Source organism: Pseudarthrobacter sp. alpha12b (assembly GCF_054130495.1).
Window position 1 is genome coordinate 3,835,790 of the sequence record NZ_CP196746.1, and the last position, 17,496, is coordinate 3,853,285.

Sequence of the window (17,496 nt, forward strand, 5' to 3'; positions counted from 1 at the left end):
CTGTCAGTTCTCCTGCACCGCAGCCGCTCCGGTTGCCGGAAATCGGTCCCAGGCGCGGTGGGCGGCGATCAGCCCGGAGATCCCGGTGGTTACCGTGGCGGCATCGCTCCCGCCAACAACTCCGGCCGCCCCCTGCGGGATGCCGGCTGCCTCCAGCACGGCGGACCCGGAGCCCCAGGCGCCGATGGCCTTGGCATGGCGGTAGGCCTCGGACAGCATCAGCCCGACGCGCGGATCCAGCGCTTCAGCCGGTTCCCCGGCTTTGGCGTCCCGCCCGGCGGTGGCATCAGGGGCGGGCTGCTTGCCGCCGGCGACGATCAGGGCGTCGAACTCCGTGGACCGTGCAGTGAGGAACGTCCGCTGCACGGTGACTGAAAGCCCGTCCGAGGAAAGCGCACCGCCGGTTGGTGCGATGACCAGCGGAACCATGCCCTCGCCGTCGAGCGCTTTGCGGGCAGCCTCCACCTCGGCAAGGTCGCTGGACGAATCGGCGATGATGCCCACCACGCGCCCGGCAACCGGCCAGGATTCACCCACCTGGGAGACCGCCGGACTGGGGTCCCGGGCCGGGACCTGTTCGGTGGCCTCCGGTGCAGGCATGCCCAGGCCGGCGGCGACGGCGGCGCAAAGCCCGGCGTCGATGTTGGCCAGGGCCAGGAGCTGGCGTTCCCGGACGGCGGTTTCGTAGCACTTGCCCAGTTCGAACGTGTACGCCTGGATCACGTGGTCCTGTTCCACCGGGCTCAGGCTCCGGAAGAACAGCCGGGCCTGGCTGTAGTGGTCATCGAAGGAGGCAGGATTCCGCCGTTCCTTGATGGATTCCGCAACCGCCTCGGGGACCTCTACGAACGCACGCATGTCCTGCCCCGCGAGGAAAGGGCACCCGCCATCCAGCGAGTTGGGCCGGTATGGGGCAACCCCCGCGTGGTCCGCTGTCTGGTGCATGCCGTCGCGGAGCATGTCGTTGACCGGGGCGTGCGGCCGGTTGATCGGGATCTGGGCGAAGTTGGGGCCGCCCAGCCGTGAGATCTGGGTATCCAGGTAGGAGAACAGGCGCACCTGCAGCAGGGGATCGTTGGTGACATCGATGCCCGGCACCAGGTGCCCCGGGTGGAAGGCCACCTGCTCCGTCTCCGCGAAGTAGTTGGTCGGGTTCGCGTTGAGGGTCATCAGTCCGATCGGCTGCACCGGTGCCAGTTCTTCAGGTACGAACTTGGTGGGGTCCAGGAGATCGATGCCCTCGAACATCTGGTCTTCCGCGTCCGGGAAGGTCTGGATGCCCAGCTCCCATTCAGGGTAGGCGCCGGCCTCGATGGCGTCGGCAAGATCGCGCCGGTGGAAGTCCGGGTCCATGCCATTGATGATTTGTGCTTCTTCCCAGACCAGGGAGTGCACGCCCTGCTTGGGCTTCCAGTGGAACTTCACCAGCGTGGTCTCTCCGCTGGCGTTGATGAGCCGGAACGTGTGGACGCCAAAGCCCTCCATGGTCCGGTAGGACCGGGGGATGCCGCGGTCGGACATGTTCCACATGGTGTGGGCCTGCGCCTCGGTGTGGAGCGACACGAAGTCCCAGAACGTGTCGTGGGCGCTCTGGGCCTGGGGGATTTCCCGGTCAGGATGGGGCTTGGCCGCGTGGACAACGTCCGGGAACTTGATGCCGTCCTGGATGAAGAACACCGGGATGTTGTTCCCCACGAGGTCGTAGGTGCCTTCATCCGTGTAGAACTTGGTGGAGAACCCGCGGGTGTCCCTGACCGCGTCCGCGGACCCCCGGGAACCTAGAACGGTGGAGAACCGGACAAACACGGGAGTTTCAACATCCGGGGCCAGGAAACCGGCACGCGTGACCTTCGAGGCCGTCCCGTAGGAACGGAACACACCGTGGGCGCCCGCTCCCCGGGCGTGGACAACGCGCTCCGGAATCCGCTCGTGGTCAAAGTGGGTGATCTTCTCGCGCAGGTGGTGGTCCTGCAGCAGGATGGGGCCGCGCGCGCCGGCCTTCAGGGAATGATCCGTGTCCTGCAGTCGAAGCCCCTGGGCGGTGGTCAGGTACTGGCCGGACTGGGCGCGTGCGGTGGCCGGCGCGCCGGTGGGGCTGCCGGTTGGGGATACTGCCTCGGGGCCGCGCTGATCCGGTTTTGGCGGCAGCGGCTCGCGCGGGGTGGTGGGCTCTTCAAGGGTCGGAGGTTCACTGGATGGAACCCCGGGAATTACAGCGTCGTCTTCGGCCGGCATGTCTTGATCTCCCCACAATAGATTGTCCCAGCCCCGCCAAGCGGAAGCTAAGCTTACTTACTACCCTACAGGCCCGCGGTCGGGCCCTGCTGGGGAGGAAGCACGACGGCGGGGGTTGCCTGCCTGCCCCTCCATCTGTTGCGATGGGGGGGCGGCCGCCTGCAGCGGCACACCGAGGTGAGGATGGTTATGGCCGGCAGCACTGGGCAGGATGAGATGCAGCAGGATGACGTGCAGCAGGACGCATTTCCACAGGAAGAGCTCGAACTCGTCGACAAATGGTGGCGGGCCGCCAACTATCTCTCCGTGGGGCAGATCTACCTGCGGTCCAACCCGCTCCTGCGCGAACCGCTGCAGGCTGAGGACACCAAGTCCCGCCTCCTGGGGCATTGGGGCACCACGCCAGGACTCAACTTCGTCTACGCCCACCTGAACCGCGTGATCCGCCGCGACGCCCTGGAGATGCTCTTTGTTGCCGGTCCGGGCCATGGCGGCCCCGCCGTCGTCGCCAATGCCTGGTTGGAAGGGACCTACTCCGAAATTTATGCGCATGTGGGCAATGACGAGGCCGGCCTGGCCGAACTGTTCCGGCAGTTCTCCTACCCCGGCGGCATCCCTAGCCACGCCGCCCCCGAAACCCCTGGGTCGATCAGTGAAGGCGGCGAGCTGGGGTACTCCCTGGCCCACGCCTACGGATCCGTGTTTGACAACCCTCAGCTGGTGACCGCCGTCGTGATTGGCGATGGCGAGGCGGAAACCGGTCCGCTGGCCGCCAGCTGGCACTCGCACAACTTCCTGGACCCCGTCGCAGACGGCGCGGTGCTGCCCATCCTGCACCTCAACGGGTACAAGATCGCCAACCCCACCATCCTGGCCCGGATGCCGCAGGACCAGCTGGAGCAGTTGCTGCGCGGGTATGGGCACGAACCGTACTTTGTCACCGTGGCGGACCCGGACGACACCGAGCAGGCCCACCGCGATTTCGCCGGGGTCCTGGACCGATGCCTGGCGGACATCAAAGCCATCCAGGACGCCCACCGGCAGGACGCATCCGGTGAAACGGCGGGGGAGGGCGGCCACCGCTGGCCCATGATCGTCCTGCGCTCGCCGAAGGGCTGGACCGGGCCCCGCACCGTGGATGGGCTGCAGGTGGAAGGCACCTGGCGGGCGCACCAGGTACCCCTATCCGAGGTGCGCACCAACGGCGAGCACCTGAAGCAGCTGGAGGAGTGGCTGCAGTCCTACCGGCCGGAGGAATTGTTCGACGGCGACGGCCGGCTCCGGCCGGACGTCGCCCAAGGTGCGCCCACCGGCGACTTCCGCATGAGCGCCACTCCGCACGCCAACGGCGGACTGCTCAGGCGCGCGCTGAAGCTGCCCGCCTACCGGGACCATGCCGTGGAGGTTCCCAATCCGGGCATCGACAGGGTCAGCCCCATGGTCGCGCTCGGTTCCTGGATGCGGGACGTCATTGCGGAGAACATGGAGAACTTCCGGTTGTTCGGCCCGGACGAGACGGCGTCCAACCGGCTGCAGAACGTCTACGAGGTCACCGACAAGGTGTGGCAGTACCGGATTGACGACGTCGACGAGCACCTGGCGCGCTCCGGCCGGGTCCTGGAGGTGCTGAGCGAGCACCTGTGCCAGGGCTGGCTTGAGGGGTACCTCCTCACGGGCCGGCATGGGGTCTTCAACTGCTATGAGGCGTTCGTCCACATTGTCGACTCCATGTTCAACCAGCACGCCAAATGGCTGAAGGTGTCCCGCAAACTGCACTGGCGCCAGCCGGTGCCATCGCTGAACTACCTGCTGTCATCGCACGTCTGGCAGCAGGACCACAACGGGTTCTCGCACCAGGACCCGGGCTTCATCGACCACGCCGTGAACAAGAAGGCCGAGGTCATCCGGGTGTACCTGCCGCCGGACGCCAACACGCTGCTGTCCGTCATGGAGCACTGCCTGGCCTCCACCGACTACGTGAACATTGTGGTCAGCGGCAAGCAGCCCTCGCCCACCTGGCTCGGCCCGGCCGATGCCGCCAACCATTGCCGCCGCGGCCTGGGAATCTGGACGTTCGCCGGCTCGGAGGTGCCCGGCGAGGAGCCCGACGTCGTCCTGGCCTGCGCCGGTGACGTCCCCACCGTGGAAACCGTGGCGGCGGCCGAGCTGCTCCGGGAGGGTGCGCCCGGGCTCAAAGTACGCGTGGTCAACGTGGTGGACCTGATGCGGCTGCAGGACGAAAGCGAGCACCCGCACGGCCTTCCCGCCCACGACTTTGACGGCATCTTCACCCCGGACAAGCCCGTCATCTTCGCGTACCACGGCTACCCGGCCCTCATTCACCGGCTGGCGTACCGGCGCACTAACCAGCAGGGCCTGCACGTGCACGGATATAAGGAAGAGGGGACCACCACCACGCCGTTCGACATGGCCATGATGAACGGCATTGACCGTTTCACGCTGGCCATTGACGCGATCGACCGGGTGCCCGGGCTGGCCGAGAAGCACTCGCTCCTGCGCCAGGACCTGCAGGACCGGCGGATCCAGGCCCGCGAGCACACCCGCACGCACGGCGAGGACCCGGAGGAGATCCGGAACTGGAAGCTGGGCTAGCCGGGCAGTTCATCCAGCCGGCAGTCGGGCACATGGATCCAGCCTTCGCTGCGGGCGGCCGCTGAGTGCGCATCATCCGGCAGGAGCGTACGACGGCGGGCGGCGGCCCGGGCGGTGAGGGAGGCGATGACGGCGTCGAACAGGTCGTCCGAGCCGGTGAGTCTGTCCCGGTGGCCGCCCAGGTCCAGCCAGGGCGCCTGCTGTTCGAGGGCGGCCAGCAGGAGGCCCAGGCGTTCGGCTTCGGGGATGCCGCGGCCCTTGTAGCCGCGCCCGTTCAGGCCCCAGATCCTCAAGGACGCAGCCGGATACACCTCGGCCAGGCGGCCGGAGCCGTCCCGCGGCTGTGGACCGTGCAGCGCGGCGATTTTCGCCTGGATCACTGCGCACCTCATGGCCGGGTGCGCCAGCCGGTCCGCGGAGACGCTCAGCGGGATCAGCCCGGTCTGGCGCGTAACGAAGCGGTCGGTGTCGCGGTAGGCGAGGAGCCTGCGGCCCGCGATCCCGTCGTGCTCAAGGACGGGCCCGGCGTCGAAGTTCAGGTGGCCGGTGAGGAACGGGATCAGCGCGTCGGGCCAGCCTACGGGACAGTCAACGCCGGTCATGTCGCAGCTGCCGAACAGTTCAACGATCTCCTGGTCGTCCACGTCCAGGGCCAAATGGGTGAGCCGGGCGGCGGCGGTGCCCGTGGTGTCCGTGCCCCAGTCGATGACAGCGACGGCAGTCTTCTTGGTGGCTGCCGCCAGGTCCAGGCCAAGGGTTCTCACGGGCTGCTCAGACCCGTCTGTAACGCAGCGCGTCGTCAACAGCTCCCGCTTGGCCGAGATCATCGCCCCGCGCAAAGCCGGCCCACAGGGCCCGCACTGACCGCCCTGTCATGTCCACGTCCTCCCAGCGGGCACCGGCGATGAGGCCAACGCCCTCCCACGTCTTCCGGCTGCCGAGCAGCAGGGGCAGGTCAATGGTGTGGGCGGCGCCGAAGATGTTGCCGGGGGCGTGCCAGTCCATGACGTACCGGTGGGCCCGTCCACCCGCCTTCGCGTGCCGCCGGGCGAAGCGGCGGTTGGCCCGGCCGTACACGGTTTCGGTGACCACCCAGTCGATGGCGCGGACGGCGGGAGCGCCCACCAGCGGAACCGCGGCCAGGCGCATGAGCCGCGGGCTGCGGGGGAGGAACAGCCGGGCTTCCTCCGTTGTATGGCCGATCAGGACATCAATCGCTGGCGCGGACCGGTCCCAAGCAGCCTCGATGGCATTCTCCTCGGGGAGCGGCTCGTGGCCGTACTGCGTCCCAAACGGCATGGCCGCCAGCATTCCAAACTTCTGCGCAACCTGGGCTACCTGCGCCTCGCGTTCCACAACCTCCGTGGCCGGGGTTTCCTCCGTCACGGTTTCGGCGGCAATGCCCATGGCGTGGTTCATTTTGGCCCGCCCCCTGGTGATCCCGAGCGGCGCGCTTTGGATGATGGCGCGCTGGAAGAGAGCGGGCGCCTCTGGCGTGGCCATCAGGTGGGCAATCGCGTCGCCGCCGGCGGACTGGCCGAATGCGGTGACCCTGCCGGGGTCGCCGCCAAAGGCTGCGATGTTCCGCTGCACCCAGCGGAATGCCTCGAGCTGGTCCAGGAGTCCCAGATTGCCGGGCCGGCCGCCAGGTGTTGCCAGGAAGCCAAACAGTCCCAGGCGGTACGTCACGGAGACCACGATGACGCGGTTTTCGGCCACCAGCCGCGCCGGGTCGAAGATCGCGAGGTCACCGGAACCTGTGGTGTAGGAGCCGCCGTGGATCCAGACCATGACAGGCAGTTTTTCCTCCGGGGTGCGGTCGCCGGGGATGGTGATGGAAAGGTTCTGGCAGTCCTCGCTGCCCGGCAACTCGCCGTATTTGGTGCCCAGGACGTCGTCCAGGAACGGGACGGGCGCCTGCGGGCAGGCGGGAGCGGGGGACGTGGCGGCAAATTCCGTAGTCCAGTCGGGGACCGGCTCCGGCGGCTGGAATCGTTGGGCGGTGGCATAGGGAATGCCGGTGGCACGGACAACGTCGCCATCCCGCCAGCCGCTGACAGGGCCGCACGGCGGATGGAACAGAAGCTGGGACGTCAGGGCTGGCTCGGAAGTCACAGCCCCACCATGCCACAACTTCCTGAAACGACGACGGCGGGTGCCCGGCTTCGAAAAGCCGCGCACCCGCCGTCGGACTGGCCGTTGGGGAAAGCCCCAACCACCAAGGAAATCAGTGTGCGGTGGGGACGTACCGCTTGATGGAGGCTTCCAGCTCAGCTTCGGCGGCGGCGCGGTCGCCCCAGCCCTCGGCCTTGACCCACTTGCCCGGCTCCAGGTCCTTGTAGCGGGTGAAGAAGTGCTCGATCTCCTTGATCAGGTACTCGTTGACGTCGCTGACTTCCTGGATGTGGTCAAAGCGGGCATCCACCGGGACGCAGAGGATCTTGGCATCTCCGCCGCCGTCGTCGGTCATGTTGAAGACGCCGATGGGGCGGGACTCAACAATGACGCCCGGGTGCAGGTCGAAGTCCTGCAGGAGCACCAGTGCGTCCAGCGGGTCGCCGTCCTCACCGAGGGTGTTCTCGAAGTACCCGTAGTGCGTGGGGTACTGCATGGAGGTGAACAGGACGCGGTCCAGGCGGACGCGGCCGGTCTCGTGGTCAACTTCGTACTTGACGCGTGATCCCTTGGGGATCTCGATGGTCACGTCGTGCTTCATGGAATGCTCCTCGGCAATTGCAGGGGGTGCGCGGCACACTTGACGGGTCCACAGAAAAAGAGTGTCGGTGCCGCCGACTACTATTGAGGATATAGCGAGAGGCCCTGGAATCAGGAACTTGTGGGGATATTTCCGGACTTGAGGACCAGCACCAGCATGACCAAAACGAGCGGCGGGGAGCGGTTGCGTGCCCGCCGGCCGCGGCGCCGGGAGAGCCAGGCCGGTGGGCCCCGCACGTCCTGGCCGCTGGCACTGGCAGCACTGGTCCTGCTCGTCCTGGCCATCCCCGGAGCTCTTCTGGTGGCCCCCGGATTCCTCGGCCCCGAGGCTCCGGCACCCACCCCTGCGCCGCCCGCGTGGCAACTGGCCCCCGCAACCCTTTCTGCCCCGCAGGTGCTTGCCCCGCTGCAGCCTTCCGCCCCGGTGCCCGTGCCGTCAGCGGTTGCAGCCCAGGTGGAACCGGTGTTGCAGGCCGACGGCGGCGGTACGTTCACTGGCATGGTGCAGGACGCGCTCACGGGCCAGGTCCTCTTTGACCGGGGCAGTGCGGAAGGCCGGGTGCCGGCGTCGAACCTCAAGCTGCTGACTGCCGTGGCCGCGCTGCGCACCCTCGGACCGGACCACCGGTTCACCACGAAGGTGGTGCAGGGTCCTGTTCCCGGGCAGGTGGTCCTGGTGGGCGGCGGAGACGTCCTCCTGGGCGCCGGGGAGTCGCAGCCTGGACAGGCCATGGGCCATGCGGGCCTGGCCACCCTTGCCGCCCTTACCGCGCAGGCCCTCCAGGCCGCCGGTACCGCGGGCGAGATCAAGGTGCTGGTGGACGACTCCCTCTTCACAGGCCCAGCGTTGAACCCCAACTGGCAGTCCGGCGACGTGGAGGCCGGCGAAATAGCCCCTTTGTACCCCCTGGCCCTCAACTCCGCGCGCTTCGATCCCGCCGTCACCACGGGTCCCCGGCCCCAGGATGCGGCCATGGCTGCGGCGGAGGCGTTCGCGGCCCAGCTCCGTACGGCAGGTGCCGGGGCGGGACTGACGGTAGCGGCCGGCGTCGAGCGTTCACCCGGCGGGCCCAAGGCTGCCGCCCTGGCCGGCGTTGAATCGGCCACCGTGGCGGAGCAGGTGGACCTGATGCTGCAGGTCTCGGACAACTACCTGGCCGAAACGATGGGCCGGATGGCGGCGGTGGCCACCGGCCGGCCCGGAAGCAACGCCGGCGCAACGGCTGTGGTCGCGGCCGAGCTCGCGGGGGCGGGCATCCCCTCGGACACCCTGAAGCTGGTGGATGTTTGCGGACTGGCCATGGGCAACCAGGTTGCGGCCCGCCAGTTCACGGACGTGGTGCGGGCCATCGCCACCGGTGCCGACACCAGGCTTCGTGCCGCCCTGGATGGCTTCCCGGTTGGCGGGCTGTCAGGCACTTTGGACACCCGGTACGGGGAGGCCACCACGTCGGGCGGTGCCGGGCTGGTGCGCGCCAAGACCGGGACGTTGAATACCGTGCTGGCGCTGAGCGGCTATGTGGTGGACGCCGACGGCCGGCTCCTGGTGTTCTCGTTCATCGGCAATGGCCTGACGCCCGGGGCCGCCGGCAACAAGGTGGCGTTGGACCGGGCAGCCACCGCGCTGGCAGGCTGTGGCTGCCGCTAGCGCTGCTGCTGCGCTGATGCCGCTTAGTGCTGCTGCGGTTGGACCCCCAGCAGCGCAGCCATGACGACGGCGGCAAGCACCGACAGCCAGCCCTTCCGCGGGCCAGTGGCCAGGGGAGGAATGGGACGGTAGGGGATCATGGCGGTCTCCTTCAAGTGTGGTGAGCGGCCCTGGCCCGCATAACCGGTGCCGGGCAGCAATGTTCATGCGGGCCAGGGCCGGTCCTGCCAGGCGGAGCGACTGGCCCTCCCGGCATCGGGGATCTCTTCCGGTTTCCAGCCTGGCCGGGCCGGCTGGAACCGAGCTTTCGCGCTCCTGTGCAGCGGCTGTGGAAGTTCGCCGGTCAGCGAACTTAAGGACGATCCCCAGCCTGCTGTGTTCTGATGGGAACCATGGAGTCCACTGCGCGCGAGTCCGCATCGACGTTGTCCCCAACCGCCCAGTCCCTGATCAACTGGGACCTCGCTGCTTCTGCCGCAGCGCGGCTGGCTCCCGCGGGTCCGGTGCTGGACCAGGCGGCCATCGGCGAGGCGGTGGACAGCCTGCGCCGGCTCGCGGACGCATCCGTGCCGCACGTCCACGAAATCACCGGGCTGGAAGCGGCACGGGACCTGCGCGATTCTTCGGTGCTGGTGGTGGACAGGGCGTCCTGGGCCAAGGCCAACACCCAAAGCTTCGCGGTCATGCTCAGGCCCGCCATGCAGAAGATGCTGGACAGCCGGCACGGAAATCTCAGCCCCGCTGCTGCCCAGGTCAGCGGCGCCATCACCGGCAGCCAGCTGGGCGCCGTCCTGGCCTTCCTGTCCAGCAAGGTCCTGGGCCAGTACGATCCCTTTGCCGCCCTGGCGGAGAACTCCAATGCCCCCGCTGCCGGCCGGCTCCTGCTGGTGGCACCGAACATCGTATCGGTGGAGCGCGAACTCAACGTGGCGCCGGAGGACTTCCGGCTCTGGGTGTGCCTGCACGAGCAGACGCACCGGGTGCAGTTCGCGGCAGCGCCGTGGCTGCGCCACCACATGCTGGAACAAATCGACGAACTCAGCGGCCACCTGCTGGGCAACGTGGATTCGCTGATGGAGCGCGCCTCCGCTGCCGCCCGCTCTCTGAAAGACCGTTCTGCCACGGGCAACACGCCCGGCCGCGGCGCCATCCTGGACCTGCTGCAGGACCCGGAGGAAAAGGCCGCCATCTCACACCTCACCGCTGTGATGAGCCTGCTGGAAGGGCATGCGAACGTGGTGATGGATGCCGTGGACGCGAGCATCGTGCCCTCCGTCAAGACCATCCGGCAGCGCTTCAACGACCGCGGCAAGGACCGCGGCGTCATTGAGAAGTTCATCCGCAGCCTCCTGGGCCTGGATGCCAAGATGCGCCAGTACTCCGACGGCGCCCGCTTTGTCCGCGCCGTGGTGGATGTGGCCGGAATGGAGGGCTTCAACAAAGTCTGGGAGTCGGTGGACCACCTGCCCACCGAGCCCGAGATCCACGACGCCAAGCTGTGGCTTGACCGGATGGGTCTCTGATTGCCCCACGCCGACTTGCCCCACGCGGAGTTGCCCAACGCCCAGGTGCCTGACGTTCCGCGCGCCGTTGTGCCGCCCCGGCGCAGTGGACGACGCTGGCCGGGCAGGCTCGCACCCGTCGTCGGCACTGCGCGCAAACTGCTGCAAAACGCCCTGGCCGATGCCGGCTATCCCCGCCACGTCGTCGTCGCGTGCAGCGGCGGGCCCGATTCCCTGGCCCTCGCCGCCGTCGCCGCGTACTTCGCGCGCCGTGGCCACGTGGACGGCCGCCCCCTGACCGTGGGTGCCGTGGTGGTGGACCACCAACTGCAGGAGGGCTCCGGCGATATCGCCGCCCGTACCGCGGCGGCACTGGAAGAGCTTGGCCTGGAACCGGTGGACATCCGCACCGTCACGGTGGCCGGCGTCGGCATGGGCCCGGAAGCTGCGGCCCGCGAGGCCCGGCATGCCGCCCTTGAGGCCGCAGCCGCGGAGCAGGGCGCGGAGGCGGTCCTGCTGGGCCACACCCTCGACGACCAGGCCGAACAGGTACTGCTGGGCCTGGCCCGTGGCTCCGGCACGCGTTCGCTCGCGGGCATGCGGCCGGCCCGTTCGGGCGCAGGAAACACTGTCCTGCTGCGCCCGTTCCTTGGACTCCGGCGGGCAGACACGGAGGAGATCTGTGCCGTGGAGGACCTGGATCCCTGGCACGACCCCACCAACTCCGATCCCGCGTTCGCACGGTCCCGGACCCGGGTGGAGGTCCTCCCGCACCTTGAGGAAAAACTCGGCCCCGGCGTCGCCGAATCCCTGGCCCGGACCGCCGCCATCCTCCAGCTGGACGCCGACTACCTGGAGGATGTGGCGGAAAGCACCTACGCGTCCCTGGTGGAACGCGGCGCCGGCGAACTGGGCCTGCCGGAGGAGGCGTTGCGCGCCCTGGCCCCGGCCATCAGGTTCCGCGTCATCGCCAAGGCAGCGGCCGACGCCGGCGGGCAGCAGCCCAGCTACCGGCGCCTTTTGGCGGCGGAAGCGCTGCTCCGGCGGCAGGGCTCGGCCGGTCCTGTGGAGCTCCCGGGGGGTGTGAGCGTGTACCGCCTGTCACTGGCGCAGCTGGAGGAATCGAAGGACGCTGCCGCTCCAGGGACCCCGGACAGCGCCGGTTCCGTTCCCCGCGAACGCACGCGCTGTGGGAAGCTAGTATTCCGGCCTCAAAAGCCGCCCGCAAAATAGTCGCACCCCGCATCTAAACAGGAGCCATTGGTGGATTCAAACGACGTCCAGGCAGATCTCAAGCACGTTCTCTACACCAAGGAACAGATCCAGCAGCGGATCACCGAACTCGCCGCGCAGATCGACAAGGACTACGAAGGGCGCGAAATCCTCATTGTGGGCGTCCTCAAGGGCGCCGTGATGGTCATGGCGGACCTGGCCCGGGCACTCCACAGCCACATCTCCATGGACTGGATGGCCGTGTCCTCCTACGGCTCCGGCACCCAGTCCTCCGGCGTGGTGCGGATCCTCAAGGACCTGGACACGGACCTGATGGGCAAGGACGTGCTGATCGTCGAGGACATCATCGACTCCGGCCTCACCCTGTCCTGGCTGAAGACCAACCTGGAATCACGCGGCACCGCCTCCGTGGAAATCTGCACCGCGTTCCGCAAGCCCACCGCCGCCAAGGTGGAGATCGACGTCAAGTACGTGGGCTACGACATCCCCAACGAATTCGTGGTGGGCTACGGCCTGGACTACGCCGAAAAGTACCGCAACCTGGACTTCGTGGGCACCCTGGCCCCGCACGTCTACGAGTAACCCCCTTCCCGCGAGTCCGGGAAACGTGGGCAGCAGCGTAGGAATCCGGGACGTCGCGCTGGAAGCCGGCGTTTCGGTCACCACTGTCTCGCACGTCCTCAACGACGTCGCCTCTGCCCGGGTCAGCCCGGAAACCCGCGAAAAAGTAAGGTCGACGGCGGTCCGGCTGGGTTACAGCCCCAGCCGGCTGGCCCGCGCGCTCCGGAGCCGAAGGTCCGGTGTGCTGGGCCTGGTCAGTGAGGACGTGGCCGCCACGCCGCACGCCGGCCGCATCATCCTGGGCGCAGACCAGGCGGCACGCGCCCGCGGCTACACCCTGATGATCGTCAACACGCCAGGGCAGGCCGGCACGGAATCCGGCCAGGCCGGGACGGGGCCCGGCCAAACCGGCGTGGAGTCCCTCCTGGAGCGCCAGGTGGACGGAATCCTCTATGTGGCCAGCTGCCAGCGGGTCCTGCAGGCCCCCGCCGCCCTGGGCAAAGTCCCCGCGGTCCTGGTGGATGCCGTTGCTGCGGACGGCAGCCTTCCGGCTGTCCTGGCCGACGAATACGGCGGAGCCGCAGCTGCGGTGGAGGCACTGCTCGCGGCGGGCCACACCCGGATCGGATTCCTCAACACCGCAGAAGAGAGTCCTTCCGCCCGCCAGCGCCTCCAGGGTTTCCGGGACGCACTGAACCGTGCAGGACTGAATGGTGCCTCCGCCCCTGTAGGGACGTCGTCGCCCGATGCATCAGGCGGGTACGCGGCTGCCCGCAGGATCCTGGCAGCCGGCAACCCGCCGTCGGCCCTCTTTTGCTGCAACGACCGCCTGGCCATGGGGGCCTACCGCGCCGCCGCGGAACGGGGGCTGTCCATCCCGGGCCACCTGTCCGTTATCGGATTCGGCAACGAGGAACTGATTGCCGCAAACCTCCACCCGGGCCTGACCACAGTTGCCCTGCCGCACTATGAGATGGGCGCGTGGGCAGCCAACCGGCTGATCGACGGGATCGAACGTGATCGGGCAGAAGCCGATGCGGTCCAGCTCCCAGGCCGGCCGGACCCGGTGCTGCTCGCATGCCGGCCGGCCATGCGAGGATCCGTGGCAGCGCCAAACATCGCCGTGCAACAGCGCTGAAGCGCCCGCCCGGCAGGCTGGCGCACCCGCTACGCCCACAGGGAACTTTTGCTTTTCTTTATGCGTGATTTACTCCGGACGGTGTATAGCTAGAAGCTGACGCAGCACCATCACGCGCGCAGACTACTCGCCGTGAAGCACTACCGGAAGGGACGGGGCCAGCCCCGAACAGATGAAAGCTAAGAACTTCTTCAAAGGCCCGGGCATCTGGATCGTCGTTGTGGTCGGTCTGCTCCTTGTGGCTTTTGCAACGCTCGCTCCCGGCGGTGCGGCCCGGATCGATACGGACAAGGGCCTGGAACTGCTCTCCAGCAACAAAGTGGAGCAGGCCAAAATCTTCGACGGTGAGAACCGCGTTGACCTCACGCTGAAGGACAACCTGCAGGTGGACGGGCAGGACAAAGGCAAGAGCGTCCAGTTCTTCTTCGTCGATGCCCGCGCGCAGGACGTGGTGAAGGCTGTCACCGACGCCAAGCCGGCCCAGGGCTTCACTGACCAGCCGATTGAAAGCAACTGGTTCTCCGGCCTGCTCTCCCTCCTGATCCCGGTCATCCTGCTGGGCGCACTCTTCTGGTTCCTCATGACCCGCATGCAGGGCGGCGGCTCCAAGATCATGCAGTTCGGCAAGTCCAAGGCCAAGATGGTCAGCAAGGACATGCCGCAGGTGACCTTCGCCGACGTCGCAGGCTCCGACGAAGCCGTGGAGGAACTGCAGGAAATCAAGGAATTCCTGCAGGAACCTGCCAAGTTCCAGGCCGTCGGCGCCAAGATTCCCAAGGGCGTGCTGCTCTACGGCCCTCCGGGCACCGGTAAGACCCTGCTGGCCCGCGCGGTCGCAGGCGAGGCCGGCGTACCCTTCTTCTCCATTTCGGGCTCCGACTTCGTGGAAATGTTCGTCGGCGTCGGCGCATCCCGCGTCCGCGACCTCTTTGAACAGGCCAAGGCCAACTCGCCCGCGATCATCTTCGTGGATGAAATCGACGCCGTCGGCCGCCACCGCGGCGCCGGCATTGGCGGCGGCAACGACGAACGTGAGCAGACCCTCAACCAGCTGCTGGTGGAGATGGACGGCTTCGACGTCAAGACCAACGTGATCCTCATTGCTGCCACCAACCGGCCCGACGTCCTGGACCCGGCCCTGCTGCGTCCCGGCCGCTTCGACCGCCAGATCGGTGTGGATGCGCCGGACCTGATCGGCCGTGACCAGATCCTGCAGGTGCACGCCAAGGGCAAGCCGATGGCACCCGGCGTTGACCTCAAGGCCGTGGCCAAGAAGACCCCCGGCTATACCGGCGCGGACCTGGCCAACGTCCTGAACGAGGCCGCGCTGCTCACCGCCCGCTCCAACGCAAACCTCATTGATGACCGTGCCCTGGACGAAGCGATCGACCGTGTCATGGCCGGCCCGCAGAAGCGCAGCCGCGTCATGAAGGAGCACGAGCGCAAGATCACCGCGTACCACGAAGGCGGCCACGCCCTGGTGGCGGCGGCGCTGCGGAACTCCGCCCCGGTCACCAAGATCACCATCCTTCCCCGCGGCCGCGCCCTGGGTTACACCATGGTGGTGCCGGAGAACGACAAATACTCTGTGACCCGCAACGAACTGCTGGACCAGATGGCCTACGCCATGGGTGGCCGGGTCGCCGAAGAGATCGTCTTCCACGATCCCTCCACCGGTGCTTCCAATGACATCGAGAAGGCCACCGGCACTGCCCGCAAGATGGTCACCGAGTACGGCATGAGCGAACGGGTCGGCGCGGTCCGCCTGGGCCAGGGCGGCGGGGAACCGTTCCTGGGCCGCGACGCCGGGCACGAGCGCAACTACTCGGACCAGATCGCCTATGTTGTGGACGAGGAAGTGCGCCGCCTGATTGACGGGGCCCATGACGAGGCATACGCGATCCTCACCGAAAACCGCGAGGTCCTGGACCGGCTGGCCCTGGAACTTCTGGAACGCGAAACGCTGAACCAGGCCGAGATCGCGGACATTTTCCGGGATATCCGCAAGCGCGATTTCCGCGAAGTGTGGCTGTCCAAGGAGACCCGTCCGGTCCAGATGGCAGGGCCCGTGGAGTCCCGCCAGGAAAGGGCGGAACGCGAAGCGCAGGAAGAGGCCAAGAAGGCCCGGCTGGACGAACCGCTCGACGCCCAGCCTCCACACCCACAAGGTGTCCCGGAAGACGCACCGTTCCAGGGTGGAGTCACCGACGCGGGGCCTGACGCCCTTCGCGGCTAAGCTTTCACCGTGACCCACTTCGACGACGACGACGTTCCCGCCTCCGCCGCCTACCCGGCGGGGGACGGTTCCCACCGCTCGAAAAGCGAAAAGGTGGACCGGCCCCGCATCGAGGCAGCCGTCCGCGAAATCCTCCTGGCCATCGGGGAGGACCCTGACCGCGGCGGCCTCGTGGACACCCCCAAACGGGTGGCCAAGGCCTATGCCGAGGTGTTCGCCGGACTGCACCATGATCCCGCGGACGTCCTGTCCACCACCTTCGACCTGGACCACGAGGAACTGGTCCTGGTCAAGGACATTCCTTTCTACTCCACGTGCGAGCACCACCTGGTGCCGTTTCACGGGGTGGCCCACGTTGGCTACATCCCCTCGCACGACGGTAAGGTAACCGGGCTGAGCAAGCTGGCCCGGCTGGTGGACATCTACGCCCGCCGCCCCCAGGTGCAGGAACGGCTTACTACTGAAATTGTCGAAGCGATGGTGCGTCACCTCAAGCCCCGTGGCGCCATCGTCGTTGTTGAATGCGAGCACATGTGCATGTCGATGCGCGGCGTCCGCAAGCCCGGAGCGAAGACCGTCACCAGTGCGGTCCGCGGGCAGCTCCATGACCCGGCCACCCGTGCCGAAGCCATGAGCCTCATCCTCGGAAGGTAACCACAGACCATGGATTCACTCGCTGCAGCCCCTGGAACGGGGCCCGCAACATCACCCCTGCCCATCCTGCGCAAGCCCCGCCCGGCCGCGCGCTTCGAAGACCTCCCTACCGGCCGCACCCTGGTCATGGGCATCCTGAACGTCACCCCGGATTCGTTCAGCGACGGCGGCAAGCACGCGACTGCGGACACCGCGATTGCGGCCGGCCTGCGGATGTTCTACGCGGGAGCAGACATCATCGACGTCGGGGGCGAGTCCACGCGGCCCGGTGCCGAGGATGTCACGCCGGATGAAGAACAGCGCCGCGTCCTGCCCGTGATCGAAGCGCTGGTGAAGGCCGGCGCCCTGGTCAGCATCGACACCACCCATGCCTCCACCGCAGCCGCTGCCCTGAAGGCCGGCGCGGCCATCATCAATGACGTCTCCGGGCTGACCATCGAACCGGAAATGGTGGAGCTTGTGGCAGCGTCCAAGGTGCCCTATGTCCTCACGCACCGTCGCGGGGACGCCAGGACCATGAACTCGCTCGCCGAGTACACGGACGTCGCCGGGGAAGTGGTGGCGGAGCTGGCAGGAGTACGGGACAAGCTGTACGCCGCCGGCGTCAGCCAGGAACAGATCATCATCGACCCGGGGCTGGGCTTCGCCAAGAACGATGCCCAGAACTGGGAATTGCTGCAGAACCTGGACCAGCTGGACAACCTGGGCCACAAGGTCCTGGTGGCCGCATCCCGCAAGCGCTTCCTCGGCACCCTGCTCACCGTCGCCGGAAAGTCTGCCGCTCCCGACGAGCGGGACGGCGCCACGGCCGCGATCACCGCCATCAGCGCCTACCGCGGAGCCTGGGCCGTCCGCGTGCACGACGTCGGCTCCAGCCTGGACGCCGTCAAGGTGGCCGCGCGCATGGCGGCAGTACCCAAGACACAAGCCGCACCCAAAACGCAATAGGGCCGGGGGACCC

Annotated in this window: 13 protein-coding genes; 9 read left to right on the forward strand and 4 right to left on the reverse strand. The window is 67.8% G+C overall.

The window, feature by feature from the left end:
• Positions 1–3: 3 nt before the first annotated feature.
• Positions 4–2,235: a catalase gene (locus ACTAQI_RS17720; protein WP_457947604.1), complete on the reverse strand. Its 2,232-nt coding sequence runs from the start codon at positions 2,233–2,235 to the stop codon at positions 4–6.
• A 189-nt stretch (positions 2,236–2,424) separates the two neighbouring features.
• On the opposite strand from ACTAQI_RS17720, the gene ACTAQI_RS17725 reads away from it, so the two are divergent.
• Entirely contained in the window at positions 2,425–4,848 is a 2,424-nt protein-coding gene (locus tag ACTAQI_RS17725; RefSeq protein WP_457947605.1) for a phosphoketolase family protein, read from the forward strand.
• On the opposite strand, the gene ACTAQI_RS17730 is transcribed toward ACTAQI_RS17725, so the two are convergent.
• The 3 genes from ACTAQI_RS17730 to ACTAQI_RS17740 all read right to left on the reverse strand — a co-directional run bounded on the left by ACTAQI_RS17730 (position 4,845) and on the right by ACTAQI_RS17740 (position 7,564).
• Positions 4,845–5,612 carry a DUF429 domain-containing protein gene (locus tag ACTAQI_RS17730; protein WP_457947606.1) on the reverse strand — a complete coding sequence of 256 codons (768 nt, stop codon included), beginning with the start codon at positions 5,610–5,612 and terminating at the stop codon, positions 4,845–4,847. The genes ACTAQI_RS17725 and ACTAQI_RS17730 overlap by 4 nt on opposite strands.
• Positions 5,613–5,619: 7 nt before the next feature.
• The gene (locus ACTAQI_RS17735) at positions 5,620–6,963 is read right to left on the reverse strand and encodes a carboxylesterase family protein (protein WP_457947607.1); all 1,344 of its coding nucleotides are present in this window, start codon (positions 6,961–6,963) and stop codon (positions 5,620–5,622) included.
• A 112-nt stretch (positions 6,964–7,075) separates the two neighbouring features.
• On the reverse strand, positions 7,076–7,564 hold the full coding sequence (locus ACTAQI_RS17740; RefSeq protein WP_457947609.1) for an inorganic diphosphatase: 489 nt from the start codon (positions 7,562–7,564) through the stop codon (positions 7,076–7,078).
• A 156-nt stretch (positions 7,565–7,720) separates the two neighbouring features.
• Here ACTAQI_RS17740 and dacB point away from each other — a divergent pair, with 156 nt between their 5' ends.
• From dacB to folP, 8 genes are all read left to right on the forward strand, one after another.
• The gene (gene dacB, locus ACTAQI_RS17745; protein ID WP_457947610.1) at positions 7,721–9,211 is read left to right on the forward strand and encodes a D-alanyl-D-alanine carboxypeptidase/D-alanyl-D-alanine endopeptidase; all 1,491 of its coding nucleotides are present in this window, start codon (positions 7,721–7,723) and stop codon (positions 9,209–9,211) included.
• A gap of 392 nt (positions 9,212–9,603) precedes the next feature.
• Positions 9,604–10,734 (forward strand): zinc-dependent metalloprotease, encoded by a 1,131-nt coding sequence (locus ACTAQI_RS17750; protein WP_457951099.1) that lies wholly within the window; start codon positions 9,604–9,606, stop codon positions 10,732–10,734.
• A 138-nt stretch (positions 10,735–10,872) separates the two neighbouring features.
• Positions 10,873–11,946: a tRNA lysidine(34) synthetase TilS gene (gene tilS / locus ACTAQI_RS17755; protein WP_457951100.1), complete on the forward strand. Its 1,074-nt coding sequence runs from the start codon at positions 10,873–10,875 to the stop codon at positions 11,944–11,946.
• A 30-nt stretch (positions 11,947–11,976) separates the two neighbouring features.
• Positions 11,977–12,528 carry a hypoxanthine phosphoribosyltransferase gene (hpt, locus tag ACTAQI_RS17760; RefSeq protein ID WP_041651844.1) on the forward strand — a complete coding sequence of 184 codons (552 nt, stop codon included), beginning with the start codon at positions 11,977–11,979 and terminating at the stop codon, positions 12,526–12,528.
• 25 nt (positions 12,529–12,553) lie between these two features.
• The gene (locus ACTAQI_RS17765) at positions 12,554–13,645 is read left to right on the forward strand and encodes a LacI family DNA-binding transcriptional regulator (protein WP_457947611.1); all 1,092 of its coding nucleotides are present in this window, start codon (positions 12,554–12,556) and stop codon (positions 13,643–13,645) included.
• A 172-nt stretch (positions 13,646–13,817) separates the two neighbouring features.
• Entirely contained in the window at positions 13,818–15,881 is a 2,064-nt protein-coding gene (ftsH, locus tag ACTAQI_RS17770) for an ATP-dependent zinc metalloprotease FtsH (protein WP_457947612.1), read from the forward strand.
• Between the two features lie 9 nt (positions 15,882–15,890).
• Positions 15,891–16,535, forward strand: a complete 645-nt coding sequence (folE, locus tag ACTAQI_RS17775) for a GTP cyclohydrolase I FolE (protein ID WP_457947613.1) — start codon at positions 15,891–15,893, stop codon at positions 16,533–16,535.
• A gap of 9 nt (positions 16,536–16,544) precedes the next feature.
• Positions 16,545–17,483 (forward strand): dihydropteroate synthase, encoded by a 939-nt coding sequence (gene folP, locus ACTAQI_RS17780; protein WP_457947614.1) that lies wholly within the window; start codon positions 16,545–16,547, stop codon positions 17,481–17,483.
• Positions 17,484–17,496: the final 13 nt, after the last annotated feature.

Excerpts from the sequence above, each read along its gene's own strand:
- ACTAQI_RS17720 (WP_457947604.1), bottom strand. The coding sequence starts at position 2,235 with ATGCCGGCCGAAGACGACGCTGTAATTCCCGGGGTTCCATCCAGTGAA.
- ACTAQI_RS17725 (WP_457947605.1), top strand. The coding sequence starts at position 2,425 with ATGGCCGGCAGCACTGGGCAGGATGAGATGCAGCAGGATGACGTGCAG.
- ACTAQI_RS17740 (WP_457947609.1), bottom strand. The coding sequence starts at position 7,564 with ATGAAGCACGACGTGACCATCGAGATCCCCAAGGGATCACGCGTCAAG.
- dacB (WP_457947610.1), top strand. The coding sequence starts at position 7,721 with ATGACCAAAACGAGCGGCGGGGAGCGGTTGCGTGCCCGCCGGCCGCGG.
- ACTAQI_RS17750 (WP_457951099.1), top strand. The coding sequence starts at position 9,604 with ATGGAGTCCACTGCGCGCGAGTCCGCATCGACGTTGTCCCCAACCGCC.
- ftsH (WP_457947612.1), top strand. The coding sequence starts at position 13,818 with ATGAAAGCTAAGAACTTCTTCAAAGGCCCGGGCATCTGGATCGTCGTT.
- folP (WP_457947614.1), top strand. The coding sequence starts at position 16,545 with ATGGATTCACTCGCTGCAGCCCCTGGAACGGGGCCCGCAACATCACCC.